Origin of the sequence: Micromonospora sp. HB375, from assembly GCF_017872985.1 — a bacterium.
Taxonomy (GTDB): Bacteria; Actinomycetota; Actinomycetes; order Mycobacteriales; family Micromonosporaceae; genus Micromonospora; species Micromonospora chalcea.
Map to the genome: position 1 here is coordinate 6,047,516 of NZ_JAGGJO010000001.1, position 25,471 is coordinate 6,072,986.

Genomic DNA, 25,471 nt, shown 5'->3' on the forward strand with positions numbered 1-25,471 from the left:
GCTCGACGGTGATGCGTCCGCTCAGGTCGGCCACATCACCTCCGGCGCGCGCCTACGCTGCAGGCGTGGACTTTCCCGAGCTGGCCGCCCGTACCCGTCGGTTCAGCCACGGGGCGCCGCGCGCCGTCACCGTCTCCGGCGACGGCGCCCGGGTCGTCTTCCTGCGCTCCGCGGGACCGGAGGACCCGGCCGACGCGCTCTGGCTGCTCGACATCGACAGCGGCGAGGAACGCCTGGTCGCCGACCCGGCGGTGCTGCTGGGCGCGGACGCCGATCCGGCCCGCCTGTCCCCGGGTGAGCGGGCGCTGCGCGAGCGGCTGCGGCTCAGCTCCGGCGGCATCGGCTCGTACGCCCTGGACGCCGCCGGCCGGGTGGCCGCGTTCGCGCTGGCCGGGCGGCTGTTCCGGGCCGACCTGGTGCACGGCGACGTGGTCGAGGTGGCCACCGGCGGGCCGGTGATCGACCCCCGGCCCGACCCGACCGGCGAGCGGCTGGCCTACGTCACCGACGCCGCCGAGGGCGTACGCCGGGGCCAGCTGCGGGTGGTGGAGCCGGACGGTACCGACAACCTGCTCGCCGGTGAGGACAGCGGCGTGACCTGGGGGCTGGCCGAGCACATCGCCGCCGAGGAGTTCGACCGCTACCGCGGCTACTGGTGGGCGCCGGACGGGCGCAGCGTGCTGGCCGCCCGGGTCGACGAGTCCCGGCTGGAACGCTGGTACCTGCACGACCCGGCCGACCCGGCGAGCCCGCCGACGTCGCTGGCGTACCCCGTCGCGGGTGGCCCGAACGCGGAGGTCAGCCTGCACCTGCTCGACCTCGACGGCGGCTGGGTCGACGTGCACTGGGACCGGGAGACCTACCCCTACCTGAGCTCGGCGGACTGGTCCGACGGCGGGCCGCTGATCACGGTGCTGCGCCGCTCGCAGCAGCACGGCCTGGTGCTGGCGGTGGACCCGCGCACCGGGGAGACGCAGGTGCACGCCGAGCTGGCCGACCCGCGCTGGGTGGAACCGATCCCCGGCACCCCCGCCCACCTGCCCGACGGGCGGGTGCTGGTCGGCGGCGAGCTGGCCCACGACGGGTACGACGCACGCTGCCTGTTCGCCGACGGCACGCTGCTCACCCCGCCCTCGCTGTACGTGCGGCGGGTGGTCGGGCGGCTGCCGAACGGCCCGGGCACGACCGCGGACCTGCTGGTCGAGGCGAGTGAGGGTGAGCCGAGCCAGCGCCACCTCTACCGGGTGCGGACCACCATCGGCGGCGGCATGGACGCCCGCCGGATGGGCAGCGACCCCGGCTGGCACACCGCCTCGATCGGCGGCTCCACGCTGGCGGTGGGCATCGCGTCGCTGGAGCACCCCGGCGTGCGCTGGCGGGTCTGGCACGGCGACCGCGAGGTGGGTGAGCTGCGCTCGCTGGCCGCCACCTGCTCGTACGCGCCGCGGCCGACGATGGTCCGGGTCACCGACCGGCGGCTACCAAGCGCGGTGCTCTACCCGGCCGAGCACGTCAAGGGCACCCGGCTGCCGGTGCTGCTGGACATCTACGGCGGCCCCGGCCACCAGGAGGTGGTGGCGGCCCGCAGCGTCTGGCTGGAGCGGCAGTGGTGGGCCGAGCAGGGCTTCGCGGTGGTCACCATCGACAACCGGGGCACCCCCGGCATCGCGCCTTCGTTCGAGAAGGCGATCCACCGCCGGGTCGCCGACGTGATCCTCACCGACCAGGTGGACGCGCTCACCGCGCTCGCCGACAAGCACCCCGACCTGGACCTGGAACGGGTGGCGGTGCGCGGCTGGTCGTTCGGCGGCTGGCTGGCCGGGCTGGCGGTGCTGCGCCATCCGGAGTTGTTCAAGTGCGCGATCGTCGGCGCGCCGGTCACCGACTGGGCGCTGTACGACACCGCGTACAGCGAGCGCTACCTCGGCATGCCCGACGACGGCATGGACGTCTACGCCCACCACTCGCTGGTCGAGCTGGCCGCCGAGCCGCTCGGCGACCCGGCGCAGGCCCGGCCGATGCTGCTGGTGCACGGCCTGGCCGACGACAACGTGCTGGCCGCGCACACGCTGCGGCTGTCCGCAGCGCTGCTGGCGACGGGCCGCCCGCACGCGGTGCTGCCGCTGACCGGGGCGAGCCACCTGGCCGCGGGCGGGGTGTCCGAGCGCCTGCTCCGGCTGGAGCTGGACTTCCTCCGCCGCTACTTGTAAGGAAGGGCCCCCTGTTAACGCCTGCGGTAGAGGAAGGGCCCCCTATTAACGCCGCGCGTTAACAAGGGGCCCTTCCTTGCAGAGCTACTGCTTGACGTACGCGTTGACGAAGCTGGGCCAGCCGAAGATGCTGCCGATGAAGATGCCACCGGCCTTCTCGCCGTGCGCCACGGAGACCACCTCGTTGTAGAGCGGCACCGCCGGCGCGGACTCCTTCATCAGCTTCTCGTCCAGCTTGCTCCACTCCTCGGCCTGCTTGGCCGGGTCGAGGGCCAGCACCCGGTCGAACTCGGCGTTGATCGCCTCGTTGTTGAGCTGGGACGTGTTGCTGTTGCCCTCGGCCTTGAGGCTGCGGCCGTCGAAGAGCACCGGCAGGATCGAGGCGCCGCTGGGCCAGTCGGCCGCCCACGAGTCGACCCACAGGTCCCAGGGGTTGCTCTTCTTCTTCACGAAGTCGAGGTAGCCGTCCTCGGGGATCGGCTTGACGGTGACCGTGAAGCCGGCCTTCTCCAGCGCGTTCTTGACCTGGGTGGCGGTCTCCTGCGAGGCGGTGTCGTCGGAGGTGCCGAGCACCAGGTTCACCGACTTGCCGCCCAGCGTCTCCTTCGCCTTCGCCGGGTCGCCGCTCTCACCGGCCGGGTACGCGTCGAACTTCTTGTACCCGAGCGTGGTCGGGGGCAGCAGCGTGGTCAGCGGCACCGCGCCGTACGGGCCGCCGAGGTTCTTGGTGATGCTGCTGCGGTCGATCGCGTAGTTGATCGCCTGCCGCACGGACAGGTCGGTGACCCGGGTGGTGTTGATGCTCAGCCGGTAGGCGTTGGGCGTCGCCGCGACGATCATCCGCGCCTTGAGCGCCGGGTCGCCGGTCACCTTCGCGATCAGCTCGGGCGGCACGCCACCGGTGGCGACCGCCGCCGCGTCGTTGCCGGTGCCGGCGAGGACGCGGTTGGTCTGGGTGGTGTTGTCCGAGCCGAGCGACCAGACGAACTTGTCCGGGTACGCGTGCCGCACCGGATCGGTGGCCGGATCCCAGTTCGTGTTGCGCTCCAGCACCATCTCCACGCCGGGCTGGATCTTGGTGAACCGGTACGGCCCGGACGAGAACGGCATGTTGTCCAGGTTGACGCCGGTGTCCTTGTCCGGCGGCAGCGGCGCGGTGGCCGGCAGCGACACCGCGAACGGCAGGTCGCAGCGGGGCTTGTTGAACTCGAAGCGCAGCGTGCGCGGGTCCGGCGTGGTCAGGCCGGGCGGCAGCGAGGTCTTGTTCTTCTTGAAGTCCCATTTGGTGTCGTACTGCGGGCTGTCGGCCAGCCACTCCTGCAGGTAGGTGGGGCCGCCGGTCAGGTCCGGGTCGAACGAGCGGGCGATGCCGTACGCGATCTCCTTGGAGGTGATCGGGCGGCCGTCCTCGAACTTGACGCCCTCCTTGATCGTGAACTCCCAGACCTTGCAGTCGTTGTTCACGTTCTTGCCGGGCGTCTCGGCGAGGTCGCCGACCAGCGTGACGTTGCCCTTGCCGTCGTCCTTGAAGGTGGTGAGGAACCGGGCGTAGAGCTGGCTGCCCATCAGGCCGGCGAACGAGTAGACCCGCTGCGGGTCCAGGTGGGAGATCTTGCTCTCGCGCAGGATGTAGAAGGTTCCGCCCTTGGCCGCGCCGGGCACCTCGGCCGCCGGGCCGAGCGAGTCCTTCGGGTCGGTCGCGATGGCGCCGCTGCGGGGCTTGTTCGTGTCCGCGGTGTCGCCGTTGTCGCCGGTGTTCTTGCTGCACGCACTGAGGGCGACCACCAGTGCCATCGCACCGCCCACGGCGGTGGCGAGTCTTGCTCGCATACTCAACTCCTCGGGTCCGATGAAGGAAAGCTTCGCCTAGCTTTCACTCGCGGTAAATTTCGAGCAGATAACGGGGGCACAACGATCGACCACCGGCGACGCCCGGATCAGCCGAGACGCACCCGTGGATCGATGAACGCGTACAGCAGGTCGACCACGATGTTCGCCACCACCACGAACAGCGCCGACACCAGGACGGTGGCCATGATGGTCGGCAGGTCGCCCTGGCGTACCGCCTCCACCGCCGTACGCCCCAGCCCCTGGATGCCGAACGTCGTCTCGGTGATGACGGTGCCGCCGAGCGCCGCGCCCACGTCGAGCCCGGCGATCGTCACGATCGGCGTGATCGCGGCGCGCAGCGCGTGCCGTCCGTACACATTGCGTTTCGCCACGCCCTTGGCCCGCGCGGTCCGCACGAAGTCCTCGGAGAGCGTCTCCAGCATCTGCGCCCGGGACAGCCGCGCGTAGATCGCGGAGAAGAGCAGCGCGAGCGTCACCCACGCCAGCACCAGGCCGCGCGCCCATTCGATCGGGTTCTCCAGGAACGGCACGTAGCGGGGTGTCGGCAGGATCTTCAGCGAGTACACGAAGACCAGCAGCAGCACGGCGCCGACGAAGTAGAGCTGCAGCGAGGCGAACGTCAGCGTCAACCCGATCGAGATGCGGTCGAGCAGCGACCCCCGCCGCAGCGCGGAGATCATCCCGAGCCCCACGCCGAGCGCCAGCCAGAGCACCGCCGCCGGGAGCACGATGTTCAGCGTCACCGGCAGCACCCGGGCGAACGTGTCGGTCACCGCCTCGCTGTTGACGTACGAGTAGCCGAGGCAGGGCGCCTCGCACTTGCCGCCCTGCGCGCTGCCCAGGTCACGGCCGACGAAGATGCCCTTCATGTAGTTGACGTACTGCGTCGGCTTCGGGTCGTTGAGCCCCAGCTCCGTGCGTACCCGCTCCAGCCGCTCGGCGTTGCAGTTCTTCGGGCACATGCCGGTCACCGGGTCGCGGGGCAGCGCGAAGAACATGAGGAAACTGACGATGCTCACCGCGAGCAGCACCGAGACCGCGAGCAGCAGCCGCTTCAGCAGAAACCGCACCATGTCGTCGAACCCCCTACCGTGACGACTTCGGGTCGAGCGCGTCGCGCAGCGCGTCGCCGAAGAGGTTGAACGCCAGCACGAGCGCGAAGATGGTGATGCCGGGGAAGAAGACGTACGCCGGGTCGGTCTGCAGGTAGTCGATGCTGCGGTAGATCATCCGGCCGAAGCTCGGCACCGACTCGGGCAGCCCGACGCCGAGGAAGGACAGCGCCGCCTCGCCCGTGACGTACGACGGCACGGCGAGCGAGAACGCCACCAGGATCGGGGCCCAGATGTTCGGCAGCAACTGCCGGAACAGCATGTGCCCGAGCCCGGCGCCGCTGGCCCGCGCCGCCTCCACGAACTCCCGTTCGCGCAGCGACACCACCTGGCCCCGGACGAGCCGGGCCGTGCCGGTCCAGCCGAACGCGGCGAATACCACGATCAGCGTGGTCACCGCGAACCACGTCGGCACCGCGTCCCGGGGGCCGTAGAAGCGCAGCGAGAACGTCGGCACCACGGCCAGCGCGAAGATGAGGAACGGCAACGCCAGCGCGACGTCGGTGATCCAGCTGATCACCGAGTCGACCACGCCGCCCAGGAAGCCGGCGACGATCCCGAGCACCACGCCGATGGTCGTGGTGACCAGCGCGGCGCCGAGCGCGATCAGCAGCGACGTCCGGATGCCGTAGATCATCCGGATGAAGATGTCCCGGCCCAGGCCCGGTTCCAGCCCGAACCAGTGGTCACCGCTGACGCCGCCCACGTAGCCCAGCGGCATGCCGGTGGCGTCCAACAGGTCACCGAACTGCTGGTTCGGCGACACGCCGTACAGCCGCTGGATCAGCGGCGCGGCCACCGCCGCCAGGATGAACAGGGCCAGCACGACACCGCTGACCATTGCGGTACGGTCGCGCCGCAGCCGGGCCCAGACGAGCTGGCCCGGTGAGCGGCCGACCAGCCGCTTCTTCTCGTCCGGCTCCTGATCGGAGGACTCGATCTCGGCGAGCGCCACGCCCTCGACCGGCGACAGGCTCATTTCGACACCTCCACGGGTTCGCCGGTCGGCACGCCGACCGGTCCGCTCTCCGGGTAGTGGCAGGCGGTGAGCTGCCCGCCGCCGTCCCGGGTGGTCAGCGCCGGTTCTTCGGTGGCGCAGTGGTCGGTGGCTTTCCAGCAGCGGGTACGGAAGCGGCAGCCCGATGGCGGGTTCAACGGGGTCGGGACGTCGCCGGTGAGGCGGATCCGTCCGGCGGGCCCGAGCGTGGAGACGTCCGGAATCGCCGACAGCAGGGCCCTGGTGTAGGGGTGCTGGGGCCGGGTGTAGATGTCGTCGCGGTCGCCGATCTCGACGATCTTGCCGAGATACATGACGGCGACGCGGTGGCAGAAGTGACGGATGACGGCGAGGTCGTGGGCGATGAACACGAACGCCAGGTCCAGGTCGCGTTGCAGGTCGCGTAGCAGGTTGATGACCTGCGCCTGGATCGACACGTCCAGCGCCGAGACGGGTTCGTCGGCGACGATCAGTTTCGGTTTCAGCGCGAGGGCGCGGGCGATGCCGATGCGCTGGCGTTGCCCGCCGGAGAACTCGTGCGGGTACCTGTTGTAGTGCTCCGGATTCAACCCCACGAGTTCCAGCAACTCCTGGACCCGTTTCTTCACGCCGCCGGGCGGGGTGATCCGGTTGACCTGCAACGGCATCGCCACGATCCGCCCGACCGTGTGGCGCGGGTTCAGCGAGGCGTACGGGTCCTGGAAGATGATCTGCAGGTCCTGCCGCAGCGCGCGCAGCTCACGCCGCCCGCCGTGGGTGATGTCCCGCCCCGCGAACATGATGCTGCCCGAGGTGGGTTCCAGCAGACGCACCAGCATCCGCCCGGTCGTGGTCTTCCCACACCCCGACTCCCCCACCAGGCCGAGCGTCTCACCCGGCCGCACGTCGAAGTCCAGCCCGTCCACCGCCCGCACCGCACCCGTGCTACGCAGGCCCTGCCGCACCGGGAAATGCTTGGTCAGCCCCCGCACCGACAGCAGCGGCTCGGTCTCGGCGCTCATCGGGCCACCCCCACCCGCGCGACCTCGTCCCGGTAGATCCGCTCCCGGTCACCCGCCGGCAGATGGCAGGCGACCAGGTGACCCGGCACGCCGGCCTCCCGCAGCTCGGGCACCTCGGTGCGGGACCGGTCACCGTTCACGCCGGCCCACCGGCACCGCGGATGGAACGCACACCCCGACGGCAGATTGATCAAGCTGGGCGGGTTACCCGGGATCGGCACCAGGTCCGCGTCCGCGTCCGCGTGCAACGACGGCACACTCGACAACAACCCCCACGTGTACGGATGCTGCGGCGCCCGCAACACCCGCTCCACACTCCCGTGCTCCACCGCCCGACCCGCGTACATCACCAACACGTCATCAGCCACCTGAGACACCACACCCAGGTCATGCGTGATCAGAATGATCGCCGACCGGAACTCCGCCTGCAGATCCGCAAGCAGGTCCAGGATCTGCGCCTGCACCGTCACATCAAGCGCCGTCGTCGGCTCATCAGCGATCAACAGATCCGGATCATTCACCAGCGCCATCGCGATCATCGCCCGCTGCCGCATCCCACCCGAGAACTCGTGCGGAAACTGATCGAACCGCTTCGCCGGCTGCGGGATGCCGACCCGGCCGAGCATGTCCACCGCCCGGCTGCGGGCCTCCCGTTTTCCGGCTCTGGGGTGGTGCACCCGGTACGCCTCCGCGATCTGCCTGCCCACCGAGTAGTACGGATGCAACGCCGACAACGGATCCTGAAAGATCATCGCCATGTCCCGGCCCCGCAACCGGCGGATCTCCTCCTCACGCAGACCCACCAACTGACGCCCGCCGACCGAGATCTCCCCCGAGATGGTCGTCCGCTTCACGTTGTGCAGACCGAGGATCGCCAGCGACGTCACGCTCTTACCGGAACCCGATTCCCCCACGATCCCCAGCGTGCGGCCCCGCTCGACAGCGAACGACACCCCGTCCACGGCCTTGACGACACCGTCCTCGGTGTCGAACCGCACCCGCAGGTCCCGGACCTGGAGATAGGGCCCGTCGCCGGAGCGCTGCTCCGGCACCTCCGGGCGGTCCGGCTCCCCGGACGGCACCGCCTCCGACCTGCCCATTGACCGCCTCCCCTTCGGTGATGAAGAGAACCTACAGGAAAACCCAGGAGGCGAAAATAAGCTACATCGAGCGGTCTGTCAGCGGCCTGAGCGTAACGACTGGGTTTCCGTCTCGCACGCCCGTCACCTGGGACATCCACACTCGCGACTGGCCGTCGCGGCCTCATCGCCGCACCCGGAGTGCGACCATGGTCCCGGTGACGAAGGGACCATTCCTGTCGGCACGAGGTGGAGGCGACCATGACCGCGGCGGTGTTCGGCCACGACGGCCCGTGGACCGAAGAGGAGTACCTCGCCCTCGGCGAGACGCGGCAACGCGTCGAACTCTTCGACGGGAGCCTGCACGTGACACCGGCACCGACTCCGCGGCACCAGCGAATCCAGCGGAACCTCGGCAACCTGCTGGAGGCCGCGGCCCGGCACGTCGGCCTGGAACTGCTGGAGACGGTGAACGTCCGGCTCCGGCCAGGCCGCATACCGATTCCCGACCTGGTCGTCACCGAGCCGATCGACTTCGACCAGCCGATGATCGAGGCGCGGGACGTTCGGCTCGTGTGCGAGGTCATCTCACCTGGTAACGCGGCAACCGACAAGGTGCTCAAGATGCACTACTACGCCGCCGCGGGCATCGAGTGGTACCTGCTGGTGGAGCAGGAGACAGGCACGCTGCACCTCCACCGGCGGCAGGGTCGGCACTACCGGGAGGTGTCGGTGACAAAGCCCGGTTCCCTGCTGGAGCTGACCGAGCCCGTCCGCGCCACGATCCGGCCGGAGGATCTCGTCCCCTGACGGATGTCGGTGGGCTCGCCTAGGGTCGGCGCATGAGCGAGCGTCAGCGAGCGAATCATCGGGGCAGCGCAAAGGTGCCTCATGCCGGCACGCAGCGCAGCGGAGTGCCGGCATGAGCGAGCGTCAGCAGGGCAACGGAGTGCCAGCATGAGCGAGTTCGACGCGGCGACCGCTGCCGTCCAAGCCGCCCTGGACGCGGGCGCCCGCTACGCCGACGCCCGGGTCATGCACCGCCGCTACGAGTCGATGTCTGCGCGCAACGGCGACATCGAGGAGCTGAGCCAGGACGAGAGCATCGGGCTGGGCGTACGCGCGCTCGTCGGTTCGGGGTGGGGCTTCCACGCCGTACCCGATCTGTCCGACGCGGCGGCCCGCGACGCCGGCCGGCGCGCCGCGGCGATCGCCACCGCGAGCGCGCGGGTTCCCGGCCCGCCGATCGACCTGGTGCCTTCCGAGGCGGCGGTGGCGAGCTGGGCCTCGGAGTGCGCCGTCGACCCGCTCGGGGTGCCGCTGTCGGACAAGGGCGACCTGCTGGTCCGCGCCACCGCGACGATGCGCGAGCACGGCGCCGACCTGGCCGAAGGGCTCTACCAGATCTGGGACACCACGAAATGGTTCGTCTCCAGCGAGGGCCACCGGATCGACCAGCACATCCGGGAGTGCGGCGGCGGCATCTCGGCCACGTCGATCGGCGACGGCGAGACGCAGCGCCGGTCCTACCCGAGCTACCGCGGGCAGTACGGCACGACCGGCTGGGAGCTGGTCACCTCGCTGGACCTGGCCGCGCACGCCGCCCGGATCGCCGAGGAGTCCCGCGAGCTGCTGACCGCGCCGCTCTGCCCGGCCGGCGAGACCGATCTGATCCTCGGCGGCGAGCAGCTCGCGCTGCAGATCCACGAGTCGGTCGGGCACGCCATCGAGCTGGACCGCATCCTCGGCTGGGAGGCGGCGTTCGCCGGCACGTCCTGGCTCGACCTGGCCCGCCTCGGCTCGCTGCGCTACGGCTCCGAGCTGATGAACGTGACCATCGACCCGACCATCCCCGGGGCGCTGGGCAGCTTCGGCTACGACGACGAGGGCTCCCCCGCCGTGGCCCGGGACGCGGTCCGCGAGGGGCGGTGGGTCGGGGTGCTCGCCGGCCGGGACTCGGCCGCCGTCGCCGGCCTGGACTACGGCGGCAGCGTACGGGCCGACGGCTGGGCCCGGCTGCCGATGGTGCGGATGACGAACGTGGGCCTGGAACCCGGCCCGCACACGCTGGACGAGATCATCGCGGCCACCGACGACGGGGTGCTGATGGACATCAACAGGTCCTGGTCGATCGACGACAAGCGGCTCAACTTCCAGTTCGGCTGCGAGGTCGGCTGGGAGGTCAAGAACGGCCGCCGGGGGCGGATGCTGCGCAACCCGACGTACACCGGCATCGGGCCGGTCTTCTGGCGCTCGATGGACATGCTCTCCTCGGAGACGGTCGCCTGGGGCACGCCCAACTGCGGGAAGGGGCAGCCCGGCCAGGTCGGGCACACCGGCCATCCGGCCGCGCCGGCCCGGTTCCGCGGCGTCCGGGTGGGGGTGCGGGCATGAGCGAGCGCAGCGAGCGAATCAGCAGGCTCAGGGCGACAGTGCCTCATGACGGCACGGAGCGAAGCGGAGTGCCGGCATGAGCGCCGAACTGGGGATCGCCGCCGGAGTGGTGGACCTGGTCCGGCGTACGGCCGGTCCGGGCGCCGAGGCCGAGGTGCTGGTGACCCGCACCGACCTGGCCCTGACCCGGTTCGCCAATTCCTTCATCCATCAGAACGTGTCCGAGACCGGTGTCTCCGTACACCTGCGGTTGCACGTGGACGGGCGGACCGCGACCGGCAGCGGCAGCCGGGTCGACGCCGACGGGCTGGCCGCCCTGGTCGAGCGGACCCGGGCCGCGGCCCGGCTCGCGCCGCCCGACCCGGCCTGGCCGGGACTGACCGCGCCGACGCCCGTGCCGTCCGGCCCGGCCACCGACGAGGCCACCGCGTTCGCCTCGCCCGGCGAGCGGGCCGAGCGGGTACGCGCGTTCGTGGACGCGGTCGACGGGCTGGAGGCGGCCGGCTACTGCCGCACCGCGTACCGGTCGGGGGCGTTCGCCAACTCGGCCGGGCACACGGCGGCCGGAAGCGCGGCCGAGGCGGCCATGGACGGCATCGCCCGCGCCGGCGCCGCGGACGGGGTGGCGCGGCTCTGCGCCGACCGGCTCGCCGACCTCGACGGCGCGGCGCTCGGCGCGCACGCGGCGGCGAAGGCACGGGCCGCGGCCGACCCGGTCGAGCTGCCGCCCGGGCACTACGAGGTGGTGCTCGAACCGGCTGCCGTCGCCGACCTGCTGCAGAACCTCGCCTGGTTCGGCTTCAACGGCAAGCGGTACGCCGAACGGCAGTCGTTCGCCGAGCCGGGCACCGCCCAGTTCGACCCGCTGGTGACGCTGGTGGACGACCCGCTGCACGCCGGTACTCTGCCGTTCGACCTGGAGGGCACGCCGCGGCGGGCGTTGCCGCTGGTCGAGGGCGGCATCACCGGGGCGGTGGCGTACGACAGGCGCGGCGGCGCGGAGGCGGGCAGCGGGTCGACCGGCCACGGCATGCCGGGTAGCGCGACGTTCGGGCCGATCCCGCACAACATCCGCCTGCTGGCGGATCCGGGTGTCGCCGACGCGGACGCGACAGTCGCGGCCGGGCCGGTGAGCGCGGGCGTCACCGGGGCGGTGGGCGACCCGGACACCGCCGCGCTGGTGGCCGGGATGCAGCGCGGGCTGCTGGTGAGCGACTTCTGGTACACGCGGGTGCTGGACCCGAAGCAGCTGGTGGTCACCGGGCTGACGCGCAACGGGGTGTGGCTGGTCGAGGACGGCGTGCCGACCCGGGCGGTGCGCGACTTCCGGTTCACCGAGTCGTACCCGCGGGCGCTGGGGCCGGGGCGGGTGCTGGGCCTGGGCCGGGCGCCGGTCCGGCAGCCGGGCCGGGTCGACGGGTCCTGGTACGAGGCGCCGACGCTGCGGCTGTCCTCCTGGCACTTCACCGGCGGCGCGTCCGGGTGATCCGGCGCGTCGCCGGGCGCACCCGCGGCGCCGGTCGGCGCACCGTTCGACCGACCCGCCACATTGATCATGAACTGACTCTTTCCAAGCTGCGGGACACACGGGACACTGCGTTGCGCGGCCGGGCCGTGAAGATCGGCGTAACGTGTGTCACTTAGCCGCACCGGTTCGCCGGTGTGGCCTCGTGCGTGCGCAAGACGTGACAGTGACGTCAGGGAGATGACTCGAATGACAACTACGTCGGCCAAGACGCCGAGATCGCAGCCGCGGGGAGGGCGGGCGCGCGCCGCCATCGCGGCGAAGACGTTGCGGACCGACCGGTGGTGGTTCGCTCCGCTGATCACCGTGGTCGGGCTCAGCGCGTGGGTCATCTACGCGACGGTCCGGGTCTTCATGCACAAGTGGTACTGGGTGGAGCAGTACCACTACCTGACACCGTTCTACTCCCCCTGCGTCACCGACCGCTGTGTCGAGGGCTCCTCGCACTTCGGCCAGTTCCTGCCCGGCTGGTGGATCATCCCGGACGCGGCGCTCACCCTGCCGTTCCTGCTGCTGTTCCGGCTGACCTGCTACTACTACCGCAAGGCGTACTACCGGTCGTTCTGGCTGTCGCCGCCGGCCTGCGCGGTGCCGGACGGTCACCAGTCGTACAGCGGTGAGACGCGGTTCCCGCTGCTCGGGCAGAACCTGCACCGCTACTTCTTCTACGCCGCCGCGATCATCTCGCTGATCAACACCTGGGACGCGATCCTGGCCTTCCACTCCCCCGACGGCTTCGGCTTCGGCCTGGGCAACATCATCCTGGTCGGCAACGTGGTGATGCTGTGGGCGTACACGATCTCCTGCCACTCCTGCCGCCACATCATCGGCGGGCGGCTCAAGCACTTCTCCAAGCACCCGATGCGCTACAAGGCGTGGACCGGGGTGTCCTGGTTGAACGTCCGGCACATGCAGCTCGCCTGGATCACCCTGGGCACCCTGGCGCTCACCGACTTCTACGTGATGGCGGTCGCCGCCGGCTGGATCAACGACCTGCGGTTCATCAACTGAGAGCCTGGACATGACTGAGACGCGAATCGAACGACACCACTACGACGTCGTCGTGATCGGGGCCGGCGGCGCCGGCCTGCGCGCGGCGATCGAGGCCCGGTTGGCCGGCAAGAAGACCGCGATCATCTCGAAGTCGCTGTTCGGCAAGGCGCACACGGTGATGGCCGAGGGCGGCGCCGCCGCCGCGATGGGCAACGTGAACTCGCGGGACAACTGGCAGGTGCACTTCCGGGACACCATGCGCGGCGGCAAGTTCCTGAACAACTTCCGGATGGCCGAGCTGCACGCCAAGGAGGCGCCGCAGCGGATCTGGGAGCTGGAGACGTACGGCGCGCTGTTCGACCGCACCAAGGACGGGAAGATCTCGCAGCGCAACTTCGGCGGCCACGAGTACCCGCGCCTGGCGCACGTCGGCGACCGGACCGGCCTGGAGCTGATCCGTACGCTTCAGCAGAAGATCGTCTCGCTCCAGCAGGAGGACAAGCAGGAGTTCGGCAGCTACGACGCGCGGATCCGGGTCTTCTCCGAGACCACGATCACCGAGCTGCTGCTCGACGGCGACCGCGTCGCCGGCGCGTTCGGCTACTACCGCGAGTCCGGCGAGTTCATCCTCTTCGAGGCGCCCGCCGTGGTGCTCGCCACCGGCGGCGTCGGACGGTCCTACAAGGTCACCTCGAACTCCTGGGAGTACACCGGGGACGGCCACGCGCTGGCGCTGCGCGCCGGGGCGACGCTGATCAACATGGAGTTCCTCCAGTTCCACCCGACCGGCATGGTCTGGCCGCCCTCGGTGAAGGGCATCCTGGTCACCGAGTCGGTGCGCGGCGACGGCGGGGTGCTGAAGAACTCCGAGGGCAAGCGGTTCATGTTCGACTACGTCCCGGACGTGTTCCGCAAGCAGTACGCGGAGACCGAGGAGGAGGCGGACCGCTGGTACACCGACCCGGACAACAACCGGCGTCCGCCGGAGCTGCTGCCCCGTGACGAGGTCGCCCGCGCGATCAACAGCGAGGTCAAGGAGGGCCGGGGTACGCCGGCCGGCGGCGTCTACCTGGACATCGCCTCCCGCAAGTCGGCCGAGGAGATCCGCCGCCGCCTCCCGTCGATGTACCACCAGTTCAAGGAGCTGGCCGACGTCGACATCACCAAGGAGCCGATGGAGGTCGGCCCGACCTGTCACTACGTGATGGGCGGCGTCGAGGTCGACCCGGACTCCGGCGCGGCGTACGGCACGGTGCGCGGGCTCTACGCCGCCGGTGAGGTGTCCGGCGGCATGCACGGCTCCAACCGGCTCGGCGGCAACTCCCTGTCCGACCTGCTGGTCTTCGGCAAGCGCGCGGGCGGGCACGCGGCCACGTACACCGATCAGCTCACCAGCCGCCCGGCGGTGTCGGTGGCGGCGGTGGAGGCCGCCGTGGAGACGGCGCTGGCGCCGTTGCAGCGCGACACCGGCGAGAGCCCGTACCAGCTCCAGCAGGACCTCCAGGCGGTTATGGGCGACCTGGTCGGCATCATCCGGCGCGAGGGCGAGCTCGCGGACGCCATGCGCCGGCTGGCCGAGCTGCGGGAGCGGGTGGCGAAGGTGAGCGCGGTCGGCGGCCGGCGCTACAACCCGGGCTGGCACCTGGCGCTGGACCTGCGCAACATGCTCGTGGTCTCGGAGTGCACCGCGATGGCGGCGCTGGAGCGGCAGGAGTCGCGCGGCGGGCACACCCGGGAGGACTACCCGGCGATGGACCCGAAGTGGCGGCGGGTCAACCTGGTCTGCTCGCTGGACGGGGACGCGGTCCGGCTGACCCACAAGCCGCTGCCGAAGATGCGGCCGGAGCTGATCGGGCTGTTCGACCGGGCCGAGCTGGCCAAGTACCTGACCGACGAGGAACTCGCCGAGTTCGACGCCCTCACCGAGGAGGCGAACACTGATGGGAAGTAAGCGCCAGTTCCGCATCTGGCGGGGCGACGAGACCGGCGGCGACCTGAAGGACTACACGGTCGAGGTGAACGAGGGCGAGGTGGTCCTCGACGTGATCCACCGGCTGCAGGCCACCGAGGCGCCGGACCTGGCGTGCCGGTGGAACTGCAAGGCCGGCAAGTGCGGCTCCTGCTCCATGGAGATCAACGGCAAGCCGCGGCTGGGCTGCATGACGCGGATGTCGACGTTCGAGGAGTCCGAGACCGTCACGGTCACCCCGCTGCGCACGTTCCCGGTGATCCGGGACCTGGTCACCGACGTCTCGTTCAACTACGAGAAGGCCCGGGAGACCCCGGCGTTCGCGCCGCCGGCCGACGTGGCGCCCGGCGACTACCGGATGCAGCAGGTCGACGTGGAGCGCTCGCAGGAGTTCCGCAAGTGCATCGAGTGCTTCCTGTGCCAGAACGTCTGCCACGTGATCCGGGACCACGAGGAGAACAAGCCGGCGTTCTCCGGCCCCCGGTTCTTCATCCGGGCGGCCGAGCTGGACATGCACCCGCTGGACGCGCGTACCGACCGCCGGGAGTACGCGCAGTCCGACATGGGACTCGGCTTCTGCAACATCACCAAGTGCTGCACCGAGGTCTGCCCCGAGCACATCAAGATCACCGACAACGGGATCATCCCCATGAAGGAACGGGTCGTCGACCGCAGGTACGATCCCCTTGTATGGCTCGGTAACAAGATCTTCCGGAGGGGTCAGGTGCCTCAGACCAGCGCGACCAGCGGGCATTCCAGCGGTGCCGTCACGTCCGGAGGGGCGCACGGCGGGGCGCACGCGCACTCCGGCGGAACGCACTCGCACGGCGGGGTGCACTCGCACGCGGGCGGCTCGCACGACAGCGCCGCCGAGCGTCAGGCCCAGCAGGGCGTCAACTGGCACCGCGAGGTGCCGCACCCGACCGCCCCGGCGGTGGACGCCAACGGCAAGCTGCCGCTGACCGAACTGACGTTCAACCGGGCCGCCGCGCCGTCGCCGTTCGGCGACGACGTGACGTTCCCGCTGCCCCCGGAGCACCTCAACTTCGCCCACCCGCAGCAGGACGAGCCGAAGCACTGAACGACAGCACGACGACGGGGGCCAGCGGCACACGCCGCCGGCCCCCGTCCCGTTTCGGCCCGCCTGTCCGGTCCGGAGCCTCAGTCGGACGCGGCGAGCAGCGGACGCAACGCGGCCACGATCGGCACGTCGGCCGGAAGCCAGTCGACGCTGTCCAGCTCGGCGGCGGAGAGCCAGCGCAGCTCCGCGTGCTCCAGGGCCTTCGGCTGGTCGCCGTGCAGCAGGCGGGCGGCGTAGACGCGCAGCACGGACCGGCCGTGCGCCATCCGTACGTCACGGCCGACGCGGGCGCCGACAGCCACCCGTACGCCCAGCTCCTCGGCGCACTCGCGGGCCAGCGCGTCGGTCTCGGCCTCACCCGGCTCGACCTTCCCGCCGGGGAACTCCCACCGGCCCGCCACCTCGGGGGGCGCGGAGCGCTCGCACGCCAGCACCCGGCCGCCCTCGATGATCGCGGCCCCGACGACCACCCTCGGCTCCCGCCGGTCGGCGTGTCCGCCCCCGCTAATCCGTTCGGTCCGCACGGGCCACCAGCGTGCCAGATCAATCGGCGGTTTGGGTAGCTGCGTCGGCCGTCAGGTCAGCAGAACACGGAAGTGTGGGCGTGGACACACCATCTGAGTGGCGAGAGACTAGAGAGCGTCGACTGGGACACGGGATGGCGACGATTTGGCCACAAGCCGGCAACGACGCCTGGGAGGTGCGGTGATGCGCGTGCTGTTCAGCGGCCGTGCGAAGCACGACTACCTCAGCGACGCACTGGCCCTGCTGTCGGGATGGACGCGCGAGGGCGAACAGATCCGCCGCACGATCGTCCTCGACGACACCCAGCACGCCGCGCTCACCGAACGGGTGGCGGTGGTCGCCGACGCGCTGCGGCTGCGGCCGGAGATCAGCCGCCGGGCCGATCGTACCCAGATCCGGCTGGGCCACGGCGACGGCGAGCCACTCACCGAGGGTGAGGTGCTGCTCGCGGCGCGCATCGAGGACGCGGTCCGCGCGGTCACCGAGCCCTGAGCGCTGGCGCGCCCCGCCTACCCTCAGATGCATGTCTGGCCCCACGTACGACCGCAAGGAACAGTTCCAGCAGATCCAGAGCGGGCTGCTGCCCGGTGAGCAGATCATCGCCGTCTACGACGCGGTGGGCACCGGCACCGGCTTCATCGGCCTGACCGACCGGCGGGTGATCATCCAGGACCGCTCCTTCGTCGGCAAGCGGTACGCCATCACCAGCATCCCGTACTCGAAGATCACCAGCGTGAGCGTGGTGAGCAACAAGTCCTGGGGTGGCTCGTTCTTCTCCACCGGGTCGATCGCCGTGCACGTCGGCACGCACACCTACGAGGTCGAGTTCCGGGGTGCGGAGAAGAGCCACCACGTGCACAACGTGATCCTGCACCACATCTCCTGACCCGCACTGGCACAATCGCCGCCATGCGAGGGCTGACGGCGCGCTGGCGGGCCTGGCGGGGCGACCGCCGCCGGGCCGTACGCCTGGTCCGCCGGCTCCTGCTGCTCGCCACGGCCGCCGTGGTGCTGCTGGGCGCCGCCACGACCGCCAGCGTGACCTGGGTCCGCGGCGCCGCCGAGGGCCGCCTGTTCGGCGCCGCGGACGTGCCCGAGACGCCGGTCGCGCTGGTGCTGGGCACCAAGGTGGACCCGGACGGCACCCCGGCGCCGTTCCTCGCCGGCCGGCTGGAGATCGCCCGCCAGTTGTACGCCGCCGGCAAGGTCAAGGTGCTTCTGCTCTCCGGCGACCACATGGACTGGGACTACGACGAGCCGGACGCGATGCGGCGCTGGCTCGTCGAGCGGGGCGTCCCGGCGGAGAAGACGGTGCTGGACCATGCCGGCTTCGACACGTACGACTCGTGCGTGCGCGCGCATCGCGTCTTCGGGGTCCGGCGGGCCACTGTGGTCACCCAGTCGTTCCACCTGCCGCGCGCGGTGGCGCTCTGCCGGGACGCCGGCATCGACACCGTCGGCGTCGGCGACGACACCGCCCGCCGGTACGCCGGTCAGTGGCGGATCAGCTCCACCCGGGAGCACGCCGCCTGCGTCAAGGCCGCCGTGGACGTGCTCAGCGGGCGTGACCCGGTGCACCTCGGCCGCCGGGAGACCGGTGTGGACGACGCGCTGCGGGCGTAATCCGGTTGTCGCCCCGGTCGGCTGCTGGTCTGCTGGACCCCTCGAAGCCGACCGGAGGGAGCACCGCCATGCCACACGCTGCGAAGCCCAACCGACCCGTCGTCACCCTTGCCGAAACGAGGCTTCGTGTTTCCGTACCCCATTCCGGCGGAGGTCGCTGACCTCGCGCCGCGTCCTGTCCCTTCCGCCCGGCGGGAGGGCGTGTGATGTCCGTCTTCGACGATCCCGGCTTGTTCGGCCGGCTCTGGGCCGACACCTACGACGGCCCCGGCAATCCCGATCCGGCCCCGGCCGTCGACTTCCTCGCACCGCTGGCCGAGGGCGGCCCGGTGCTCGAACTGGCGGTCGGCACCGGCCGGGTGGCCCTGCCGCTGGCCGCCCGCGGTCTGACCGTGGAGGGCGTCGAGGCGTCCCCGGAGATGGTCGCGCACCTGCGCGCCAAGCCGGGCGGCGCGGACCTGCCCGTCACCATCGGCGACATGGCGGACGTCCCGGTCGCCGGGCCGTACCATCTGGTCTTCCTGGTGTTCAACACGCTGTTCAACCTGGTCTCCGAGGAACGCCAGGCGGCGTGCTTCCGCAACGTCGCCCGGGTGCTCGCGCCCGGCGGGGCGTTCGTCATCGAGACGTTCGTGCCCGACCCGGCGGACTTCGACCGGGACGAGCAGGTCCAGGTGCGGGAGGTGACCGAGGACTCGGCCACCATCCGCGTGCACCGGTACGACCGCGCGGCGCAGACGTTCGTGCGGCAGACCGTCACGTTCGACGCCTCCGGCGTGCACCTGAAGCCGTTCGCCATGCGCTACGCCTGGCCGGAGCAGGTCGACGAGCTGGCGAAGCGGGCCGGGCTGCGGCTCACCGAGCGGTACGCCGACTGGGACCGGTCGCCGTTCGACGCGGGCAGCCGCTCGCACATCTCCGTCTACCGGCGGCGGTAGCGCTCACGTCGAGGGGCCGGGCGTCGTACCGGCCCCTCGACGCGCGACTACGCTGACGACCGCCGGTCCGGACAGGGGGAACCGATGACTGTCACCGTCGTCGCGATGGACGACTCGCACGCCGACGCCGTACTGGAGATCTACCGTCTGGGCATCGCCGAGGGCAACGCCACGTTCGAGACCGAGCCGCCGGACTGGGCGCGGTTCACCGCCACCCGCCTGCCCGGTCACCGCTGGGTGGCGCTCGACGAGGCAGGCGACGTGCTCGGCTGGGTGGCCTGCTCCGCTGTCTCCGACCGCTGCGTCTACGCCGGTGTGGTCGAGCACTCCGTCTACGTGCACCCGCGGGGGCGCGGGCGCGGGGTCGGCCGGGCGCTGCTGGAGGCGCTGATCGCCTCGACCGAGGCGGCCGGGATCTGGACCATCCAGTCCGGCGTGTTCCCGGAGAACACGGCGAGTCTCGCGCTGCACGCGACGTGCGGCTTCCGCGTCGTCGGCACCCGCGAGCGGGTGGGCCGCCACTACGGCACCTGGCGCGATGTGACCCTGATCGAACGCCGCAGCCCGCACGTCACCTGACGCTCCCCGCCCCGCCCGCCCCGCCCGCCCCGCCCGCCCCGGCCCGGGCCCGCCCCGGCCCGCCCGGTGATCAAGGAGTTTGTGTCCGGTCGGCGCGGTCCGGGAGACGTAAACCCCTTGATCACCGGGTGAGGTCGCGGCAGGACACGCTCCAGGATCAGGTCAACCATCTGCCGGAACTCGGGGAGCTTGCGGCCGAAGATCGGGCTGTCCCCCGCGACCTCACCGCCGTTGACGAGCGTCGCGGCCGGCCCCGGCGAGCCGGCCACCGGCCCGACCCGGCAGCCGAAGGTGACGCGTCGTCGGCATGGATGTCGGCCCAGGTCCGCTCCGCGGCGGTGTCGCAACAGCCGCAGACGGACTGCCGTACCTGGCGGGTGCTCTCGTCGATCGTCAGTGTCACGGCGCGAACTCGATCGAGCCGTAATCGGCCACGCGTACCGAAGAAGACTTGACGCCCCGGCCCGCGAGCGCCAAGGTTAGTTACATGAGTAATGAACCAAAGAACCAGGATGGATGACGGCCGGCCGATCTTCGTCCAGATCGCGGAGATGATCGAAAACTCGATCATCGACGGGACGTACGCGGAGGAGACCCAGGTGCCGTCGACGAACGAGCTTGCGGCGTTCCACCGGATCAACCCGGCGACCGCCGCCAAGGGGATCAACCGCCTGGTCGATGACGGGCTTCTCTACAAGCGCAGGGGGATCGGAATGTTCGTGGCAACGGGCGCCGTCGAAACACTCCGGGAACGCCGCCGGCGCGAGTTCTCCGACCAGTACGTGCGGCCCCTCATCGAGGAGGCACGCAAGTTGGGCATCGGCACCGAGGAGCTGAAGAAGCTCATCGACACAGGGGAGGAACAGCGATGAGCGTCGTGGCGGCAGCCGGGCTCACGAAGCGGTTCGGCGAGGTGACCGCTCTCGATGACGTCACCTTCACGTTGACGGGCGACAAGATCTATGGGCTTCTCGGCCGCAACGGCGCCGGCAAGACGACGCTGATGCAGCTGATCACCGGCCAGAACAGCGGCACCAGCGGCGACCTCATGCTCTTCGGTGAGCGGCCGTACGAGAACGAGCGGGTGCTGTCGCGGGTGGTCTTCATCAAGGAGAGTCAGACGTACCCGACCGCGTACCAGGTCCGGCACGTGCTGAGCCTGGCCAAGCGGCTGTTCCCCAACTGGGACGAGGACTTCGCGCAGTCCCTGGTGGACGACTTCGACCTGCCGCGCAAGCGCAAGGTACGCAAACTGTCCCGCGGCATGCTGTCCGCGCTGGGCGTGACGATCGGCCTGGCCGCACGCGCGCCGCTGACCTTCTTCGACGAGCCGTACCTCGGTCTCGACGCGGTCGCCCGGCAACTCTTCTACGACCGGCTGCTCGCCGACTACGCCGAGAATCCGCGCACCGTCGTGCTCTCCACACACCTCATCGACGAGGTGGCCGACCTGATCGAGCACGTACTGCTGCTCGACCGCGGAAAGCTGCTGCTCGACGCGCCCAGCGACGAGCTGCGCGGCGAGGTGGTGGAGGCGTCCGGCCCGGCCGCTGCGGTGGACGAGTTCGCCGCCGCGCACCAGGCGCTGCATCGTGAGCAACTCGGCGGCGCGGTCCGCGCGTCGCTGCGCGGGTCGTTCGACGACGCCGAACGGACGCGCGCCAAGAAGCTCGGCATCGACCTGGCGCCGGTGTCGCTCCAACAGGCCGTGGTGCGCCTGACGACGGAAAGGACGAACGCGCGATGACTCGTATCCTCGACGTCGCCCGGATGCACACCATCGCCTGGGTCAGCCAGTTGGCCTGGCCATGGGGCATCATGGCCATCTCGCTCGGCGTCAACCTGCTGATCTTCGCCTCGATCGACGAGGCCGCGCCGGGCAAGAACACCACGGGCGGTCTGGTCAGTATCTACATCGTCTGCTCGATCGTCGCCGCCACCTCGATCAGCCAGGTGTTCCCGTTCGCGCTCGGCATGGGCGTCACCCGGCGCACCTTCTACCTCGCCACGGTGCTCGTCAACGTGGTGCAGGCGGTCGTCTACGGCGTCCTGCTCTACCTGCTCAACCTGATCGAGGGCGCCACCGGCGGCTTCGGGATCCAGCTGCGGTTCTTCCGAATCCCGTACGTCGACGTCGACAACGGGCTGTTGCAGATCGCCGTCTACGCGGTGCCGTTCCTGTTCCTGAACTTCGTCTCCGTCTTCGTCGCCGTCTGGTACGTCCGGTTCGGCATGAACGGCCTGTTCGGGGCCGGCGCGGCCCTGATCCTGGTGACCGGCCTGCTCGTCGCGTTGATCACCTGGCAGGGATGGTTCGGTGACATCTGGCAGTGGCTGAGCAGCCAGCACCAGGTCAGCCTGCTGGTGGGGTGGCCCGCGCTGATCGCCGCGGTGGCCGCCCTCGGGGGTATGGCGGCCATCCGCCGGGCCAACGCCTGACGGCGGGCACGGATGGTCGGCCGACGATCCGCGCGATGCGGGTCGTCGGCCGCCACCCGCAGCTCCCCGGTTCGGTCGCATCGACAGCTGTTGTCGGACCTGCTCGCTAGCATTGCCGCGATCGCCGACGAGAGGGGTGCGCCGTGGACCAGAGCGACCTCACGACGTTCGTGGACCGGGACCTGCAAGGCGCGCGCTTCACCAGGTCGACGCTTGCCGGCGCGGTGATGCGCGGCGTCGACGTGCGCGGGCTCGACATCGACGCGCCGTGGCTCACCGACGGCGCGCTGCTGGTCAACGGTGTCGACGTCGTGCCGCTCGTCGAGGCCGAACTCAACCGGCGGTTCCCCGGGCGCGAGCTGAGGCGTGCCGAGGATCCCGACGGCCTGCGCGCGGCGTGGGCGGCGCTCGAACGAGCCTGGGCGGCCGCGGTCGACCGGGTCGTGTCCATGCCCGAGGGTGCCGCCGACATCTCGATCGACGGCGAGTGGTCGTTCGCGCAGACCCTGCGCCACCTCGCGTTCGCCACCGACGCCTGGCTCGGCAAGGCGATCCTGCGCCTGCCGCAGCCCTTCCATCCGCTCGGGCAGCCGCACGCCGAGTACGAGACGGACGGACTCGACATGTCGATCTTCCCCGCGGCGCGGCCGAGTCTCGCCCAGGTGCTCGATCTGCGCGCCGAGCGGCAGGCCATGGTGCGGGACTTCCTCACGGGCGTCACTCCGGAGCTGCTCGCCGAGCCTCGGCCGTCAGCGTGGTCACCCGAACACGAGAAGCCGGTCCTGCACTGCCTTCACGTCATCTTCGACGAGGAGTGGGAACACCTCCGCTTCGCAGTGCGCGACCTGGACGCGCAGGCGTAGCGTCCGGTGTCCACGTGGACCGGCCCCGCATCGGAGGCCTCGGCGGACGGATCTCCCAAGGCGCGCATCGTCACCGGGTTGCTGTGCGACGGCAACCGGATACTCCTGTGCCACCGCTCTCCCCTGCGTCGTGTGCTGCCCGACGTCTGGGACCTGCCCGGCGGGCACGTCGAGCCCAGGGAACCGCCCCGTGTCGCACTTGCCCGTGAGCTTCGAGAGGAACTGGGCGTCGACGTGGCGGTGCCGGCGGGTCCGCCCGTGCACGAGGTTCACGCCGACACGTTCGACATGCGGATTTGGCTGATCGAAGCGTGGAGCGGGTCTCCGGCCAACCTGGCGCCGGAGGAACACGAAGCCGTCGGCTGGTTCACCGCGGACGCGCTCGGAGCGCTACCGCTGGCTCATGCCGACTACCCCGCCCTGTTCCGCAGGGTCCTTGCCGAGCGTCGCGCCTGACCACGACGGACACGTCTCTCGGCACGAGGCTGGGACCAGACGTTGAAAAAAGCGTCGTCGCCTGGGTGGGCACGCGACTACAGGTACGGCTCGAAGGCGGACGGCAGGATCTCACGGAGATAGTCCAGGGAGCTGACCCTTCCGGTGCCACCCAGGACGTCCAGCAGCAGGTCCACCATGCCGCCGGGATGACGTTCCCCGGTCTGACAGCGGATGTCGGCCACCACGCACGTCCAGGTGTCGGGCGACCCACTGGTCAGCTCCCAGCAGAGCTCGAACTCGCCGTTCACCGTGCCCCAGGAGAACAGCTCCCCCGGCGCATTGCCGAACCGGTACCAGTCCTCGATGTCGTTGGCCGGATCGGTGCGCGCCAGAAGCTGCTCGACATAGACGGCCGGATCCCCCTGGTAGTCCCGTTCGTACGGGTGGAACACCTGGACGAAGTCGACGGCGCCCGGAGGGAACCGCTCCACGTACTGCTGGAAGTCCGTGGGAAACCGGTGGCCGAACGCGGCGTGCAACGACGACCAGTCCGGGCGGTGGGAGGACCTGCCGTTCCAGCCGACCAGCGCCGCCAGCCTGTCCACCGCCGTGCCCGACACGCCCACATCGTTGCACGGGCCCGGCGGTGGTCAGCGACGTCGTAGCCAGTCCGGCGGCGGCGACGACGAGACCCGCATCGGCCCGCGACGGTCCCTGATGTACGTCGCGTGGTCCACGAAATGACGGCGGCGGCTCAGGTAGTGGGTGTCGCGCCGTCGGCGCCCCACAGCACCCCGCCCGGAAGCTCGTGCACCGCATGTTCGAGCCACCGGGCGGTCATGCCGGTGACGGTCCTGGTCAGCGCTCACGTCGCGCCTCGCGCCACAACTCGTGCCCACGCATCAGCCAGCCGACCCAGAACACCGCGAACAAGATCAGGAAGCACGCGAACAGCACCACGGCGAGCACCGCCGCGATCGGCTGGAACCGCCCTGCGTCGCCGTTCCATCCGCTCGCCGCAAGAGTCCCGAGGCCACCACAGACGATCATGGAGATGAGCAGGCCCGGCCGGTCAACCGGGTGGGGCTCACGGGGCAGACGCACATCGGCTCCTCGGTCGGTGAGACACGAGACGTCCGCACACGGCCGCCTCCGACGGCCTGCATCGTCGCAGTGCCGGCCCAGAGATCAAAGACCCGAAATCCGGCGTACGGACGTCTGACAGGTCGGACGGTCGTCCCGCTCCCAGCGCTCCTGGTCAGTTCTGGTCCACGGTGGCAGTGTCCTGCCGTGATGCAACGAGACCTGGTGACCTGGCGAGAGGATCTGCGGAATGCTGTCGCTTCCGCGGTGCTCGACTTCGAGGACCGCTACGGATACCCGCCCGGTGAGAACGCCGTCAGTGAGCCCTCGACGACCTCTGCCGCGCTGATCGCCGCTGCCCGTCCCGCCATCCCCGCTGCACTTGCCGACCTGTACGCGGTGGTTGACGCCGTCGACCTGGCCGACATCGACAACGGGTTCTTCCTGCACAGCGCCTCCCACGTGGTCCACGTTCACGAGGCACGGCACCTCTGGCGCGTACGTGGCCGCCACGACGCCGATGTCGTCGTGTTCGCCAGCGACGGCGGCGGCACGCAGTACGCGCTGGCGATGCCGGACGGGTCGCCCGTCTACCGACTCCCTCCCGACCTCGTCCTCGACGGCGTCTACACCTCGGAGGACCCGCGCTTCGACGTGGCCGCCCCGGACCTGGCCACCTTCCTCGACTGCCTGCTCCAGGACGTGAAGAGGTTCGCCGCGTCGGGCACGTCATAGTCGGACGTCACCTGCGGCCCGTTCGGCAGCCTGGTT

Annotated in this window: 26 protein-coding genes; 18 read left to right on the forward strand and 8 right to left on the reverse strand. The window is 70.6% G+C overall.

What is annotated here, in order from left to right:
- Positions 1-65: 65 nt before the first annotated feature.
- Positions 66-2,210, forward strand: coding sequence for a prolyl oligopeptidase family serine peptidase (locus tag J3R08_RS26750; protein ID WP_043328429.1), 2,145 nt, complete (start codon positions 66-68; stop codon positions 2,208-2,210).
- 84 nt (positions 2,211-2,294) lie between these two features.
- Here the strand turns inward: J3R08_RS26750 and J3R08_RS26755 are convergent, their stop codons facing one another.
- The 5 genes from J3R08_RS26755 to J3R08_RS26775 form a co-directional block, all read right to left on the reverse strand.
- Complete coding sequence (locus J3R08_RS26755) at positions 2,295-4,040, reverse strand: ABC transporter substrate-binding protein (RefSeq protein ID WP_043328427.1); 1,746 nt, start codon at positions 4,038-4,040, stop codon at positions 2,295-2,297.
- A gap of 107 nt (positions 4,041-4,147) precedes the next feature.
- Positions 4,148-5,134 carry an ABC transporter permease gene (locus tag J3R08_RS26760; RefSeq protein WP_043328426.1) on the reverse strand — a complete coding sequence of 329 codons (987 nt, stop codon included), beginning with the start codon at positions 5,132-5,134 and terminating at the stop codon, positions 4,148-4,150.
- 13 nt (positions 5,135-5,147) lie between these two features.
- On the reverse strand, positions 5,148-6,152 hold the full coding sequence (locus tag J3R08_RS26765) for an ABC transporter permease (protein WP_174537635.1): 1,005 nt from the start codon (positions 6,150-6,152) through the stop codon (positions 5,148-5,150).
- Positions 6,149-7,171: an ABC transporter ATP-binding protein gene (locus tag J3R08_RS26770; protein ID WP_209963151.1), complete on the reverse strand. Its 1,023-nt coding sequence runs from the start codon at positions 7,169-7,171 to the stop codon at positions 6,149-6,151. Before J3R08_RS26770 ends, J3R08_RS26765 begins: the two co-directional genes overlap by 4 nt.
- Complete coding sequence (locus J3R08_RS26775) at positions 7,168-8,271, reverse strand: ABC transporter ATP-binding protein (RefSeq protein WP_209963153.1); 1,104 nt, start codon at positions 8,269-8,271, stop codon at positions 7,168-7,170. Before J3R08_RS26775 ends, J3R08_RS26770 begins: the two co-directional genes overlap by 4 nt.
- A 240-nt stretch (positions 8,272-8,511) precedes the next feature.
- Here J3R08_RS26775 and J3R08_RS26780 point away from each other — a divergent pair, with 240 nt between their 5' ends.
- The 6 genes from J3R08_RS26780 to J3R08_RS26805 all read left to right on the forward strand — a co-directional run bounded on the left by J3R08_RS26780 (position 8,512) and on the right by J3R08_RS26805 (position 16,212).
- Entirely contained in the window at positions 8,512-9,060 is a 549-nt protein-coding gene (locus J3R08_RS26780; RefSeq protein WP_043330945.1) for a Uma2 family endonuclease, read from the forward strand.
- Between the two features lie 147 nt (positions 9,061-9,207).
- Positions 9,208-10,644: a TldD/PmbA family protein gene (locus J3R08_RS26785; protein WP_043328418.1), complete on the forward strand. Its 1,437-nt coding sequence runs from the start codon at positions 9,208-9,210 to the stop codon at positions 10,642-10,644.
- 76 nt (positions 10,645-10,720) lie between these two features.
- Positions 10,721-12,130 carry a TldD/PmbA family protein gene (locus J3R08_RS26790; RefSeq protein WP_209963155.1) on the forward strand — a complete coding sequence of 470 codons (1,410 nt, stop codon included), beginning with the start codon at positions 10,721-10,723 and terminating at the stop codon, positions 12,128-12,130.
- A gap of 228 nt (positions 12,131-12,358) precedes the next feature.
- Positions 12,359-13,180 carry a hypothetical protein gene (locus tag J3R08_RS26795; protein WP_043328416.1) on the forward strand — a complete coding sequence of 274 codons (822 nt, stop codon included), beginning with the start codon at positions 12,359-12,361 and terminating at the stop codon, positions 13,178-13,180.
- A gap of 10 nt (positions 13,181-13,190) precedes the next feature.
- Positions 13,191-15,113: a fumarate reductase/succinate dehydrogenase flavoprotein subunit gene (locus J3R08_RS26800; RefSeq protein ID WP_043328415.1), complete on the forward strand. Its 1,923-nt coding sequence runs from the start codon at positions 13,191-13,193 to the stop codon at positions 15,111-15,113.
- The gene (locus tag J3R08_RS26805; RefSeq protein WP_043328414.1) at positions 15,103-16,212 is read left to right on the forward strand and encodes a succinate dehydrogenase/fumarate reductase iron-sulfur subunit; all 1,110 of its coding nucleotides are present in this window, start codon (positions 15,103-15,105) and stop codon (positions 16,210-16,212) included. The genes J3R08_RS26800 and J3R08_RS26805 overlap by 11 nt, the downstream gene beginning before the upstream one ends.
- Before the next feature lie 80 nt (positions 16,213-16,292).
- On the opposite strand, the gene J3R08_RS26810 is transcribed toward J3R08_RS26805, so the two are convergent.
- A complete protein-coding gene (locus tag J3R08_RS26810; protein WP_181373769.1) occupies positions 16,293-16,736 on the reverse strand; it encodes a (deoxy)nucleoside triphosphate pyrophosphohydrolase in 444 nt (147 codons plus the stop codon).
- Between the two features lie 184 nt (positions 16,737-16,920).
- Here J3R08_RS26810 and J3R08_RS26815 point away from each other — a divergent pair, with 184 nt between their 5' ends.
- From J3R08_RS26815 to J3R08_RS26860, 10 genes are all read left to right on the forward strand, one after another.
- Positions 16,921-17,229, forward strand: a complete 309-nt coding sequence (locus J3R08_RS26815; protein WP_018784696.1) for a 4a-hydroxytetrahydrobiopterin dehydratase — start codon at positions 16,921-16,923, stop codon at positions 17,227-17,229.
- Between the two features lie 31 nt (positions 17,230-17,260).
- Positions 17,261-17,623, forward strand: a complete 363-nt coding sequence (locus J3R08_RS26820) for a PH domain-containing protein (RefSeq protein WP_018784695.1) — start codon at positions 17,261-17,263, stop codon at positions 17,621-17,623.
- A 23-nt stretch (positions 17,624-17,646) separates the two neighbouring features.
- Positions 17,647-18,360, forward strand: a complete 714-nt coding sequence (locus tag J3R08_RS26825) for a vancomycin high temperature exclusion protein (protein ID WP_209963158.1) — start codon at positions 17,647-17,649, stop codon at positions 18,358-18,360.
- Positions 18,361-18,566: 206 nt separating this feature from the next.
- Entirely contained in the window at positions 18,567-19,298 is a 732-nt protein-coding gene (locus J3R08_RS26830) for a class I SAM-dependent methyltransferase (RefSeq protein WP_209963160.1), read from the forward strand.
- A gap of 84 nt (positions 19,299-19,382) precedes the next feature.
- Positions 19,383-19,877 (forward strand): GNAT family N-acetyltransferase, encoded by a 495-nt coding sequence (locus tag J3R08_RS26835; RefSeq protein WP_209963165.1) that lies wholly within the window; start codon positions 19,383-19,385, stop codon positions 19,875-19,877.
- 512 nt (positions 19,878-20,389) lie between these two features.
- Positions 20,390-20,749 carry a GntR family transcriptional regulator gene (locus J3R08_RS26840; protein WP_043328406.1) on the forward strand — a complete coding sequence of 120 codons (360 nt, stop codon included), beginning with the start codon at positions 20,390-20,392 and terminating at the stop codon, positions 20,747-20,749.
- Positions 20,746-21,624: an ATP-binding cassette domain-containing protein gene (locus tag J3R08_RS26845; RefSeq protein ID WP_043328404.1), complete on the forward strand. Its 879-nt coding sequence runs from the start codon at positions 20,746-20,748 to the stop codon at positions 21,622-21,624. The genes J3R08_RS26840 and J3R08_RS26845 overlap by 4 nt, the downstream gene beginning before the upstream one ends.
- The gene (locus J3R08_RS26850) at positions 21,621-22,316 is read left to right on the forward strand and encodes a hypothetical protein (RefSeq protein ID WP_064447924.1); all 696 of its coding nucleotides are present in this window, start codon (positions 21,621-21,623) and stop codon (positions 22,314-22,316) included. Before J3R08_RS26845 ends, J3R08_RS26850 begins: the two co-directional genes overlap by 4 nt.
- Positions 22,317-22,459: 143 nt before the next feature.
- Positions 22,460-23,179: a DinB family protein gene (locus J3R08_RS32255; RefSeq protein ID WP_209963167.1), complete on the forward strand. Its 720-nt coding sequence runs from the start codon at positions 22,460-22,462 to the stop codon at positions 23,177-23,179.
- 6 nt (positions 23,180-23,185) lie between these two features.
- A complete protein-coding gene (locus J3R08_RS26860) occupies positions 23,186-23,635 on the forward strand; it encodes an NUDIX domain-containing protein (protein WP_274476773.1) in 450 nt (149 codons plus the stop codon).
- A gap of 77 nt (positions 23,636-23,712) precedes the next feature.
- Here the strand turns inward: J3R08_RS26860 and J3R08_RS26865 are convergent, their stop codons facing one another.
- Together J3R08_RS26865 and J3R08_RS26870 are read right to left on the reverse strand one after the other, a co-directional pair.
- Entirely contained in the window at positions 23,713-24,237 is a 525-nt protein-coding gene (locus J3R08_RS26865) for a hypothetical protein (protein WP_209963169.1), read from the reverse strand.
- A gap of 238 nt (positions 24,238-24,475) precedes the next feature.
- Positions 24,476-24,721 (reverse strand): hypothetical protein, encoded by a 246-nt coding sequence (locus J3R08_RS26870; protein ID WP_064447927.1) that lies wholly within the window; start codon positions 24,719-24,721, stop codon positions 24,476-24,478.
- A 204-nt stretch (positions 24,722-24,925) separates the two neighbouring features.
- On the opposite strand from J3R08_RS26870, the gene J3R08_RS26875 reads away from it, so the two are divergent.
- Positions 24,926-25,435 (forward strand): hypothetical protein, encoded by a 510-nt coding sequence (locus J3R08_RS26875; protein ID WP_209963172.1) that lies wholly within the window; start codon positions 24,926-24,928, stop codon positions 25,433-25,435.
- Positions 25,436-25,471 lie beyond the last annotated feature (36 nt).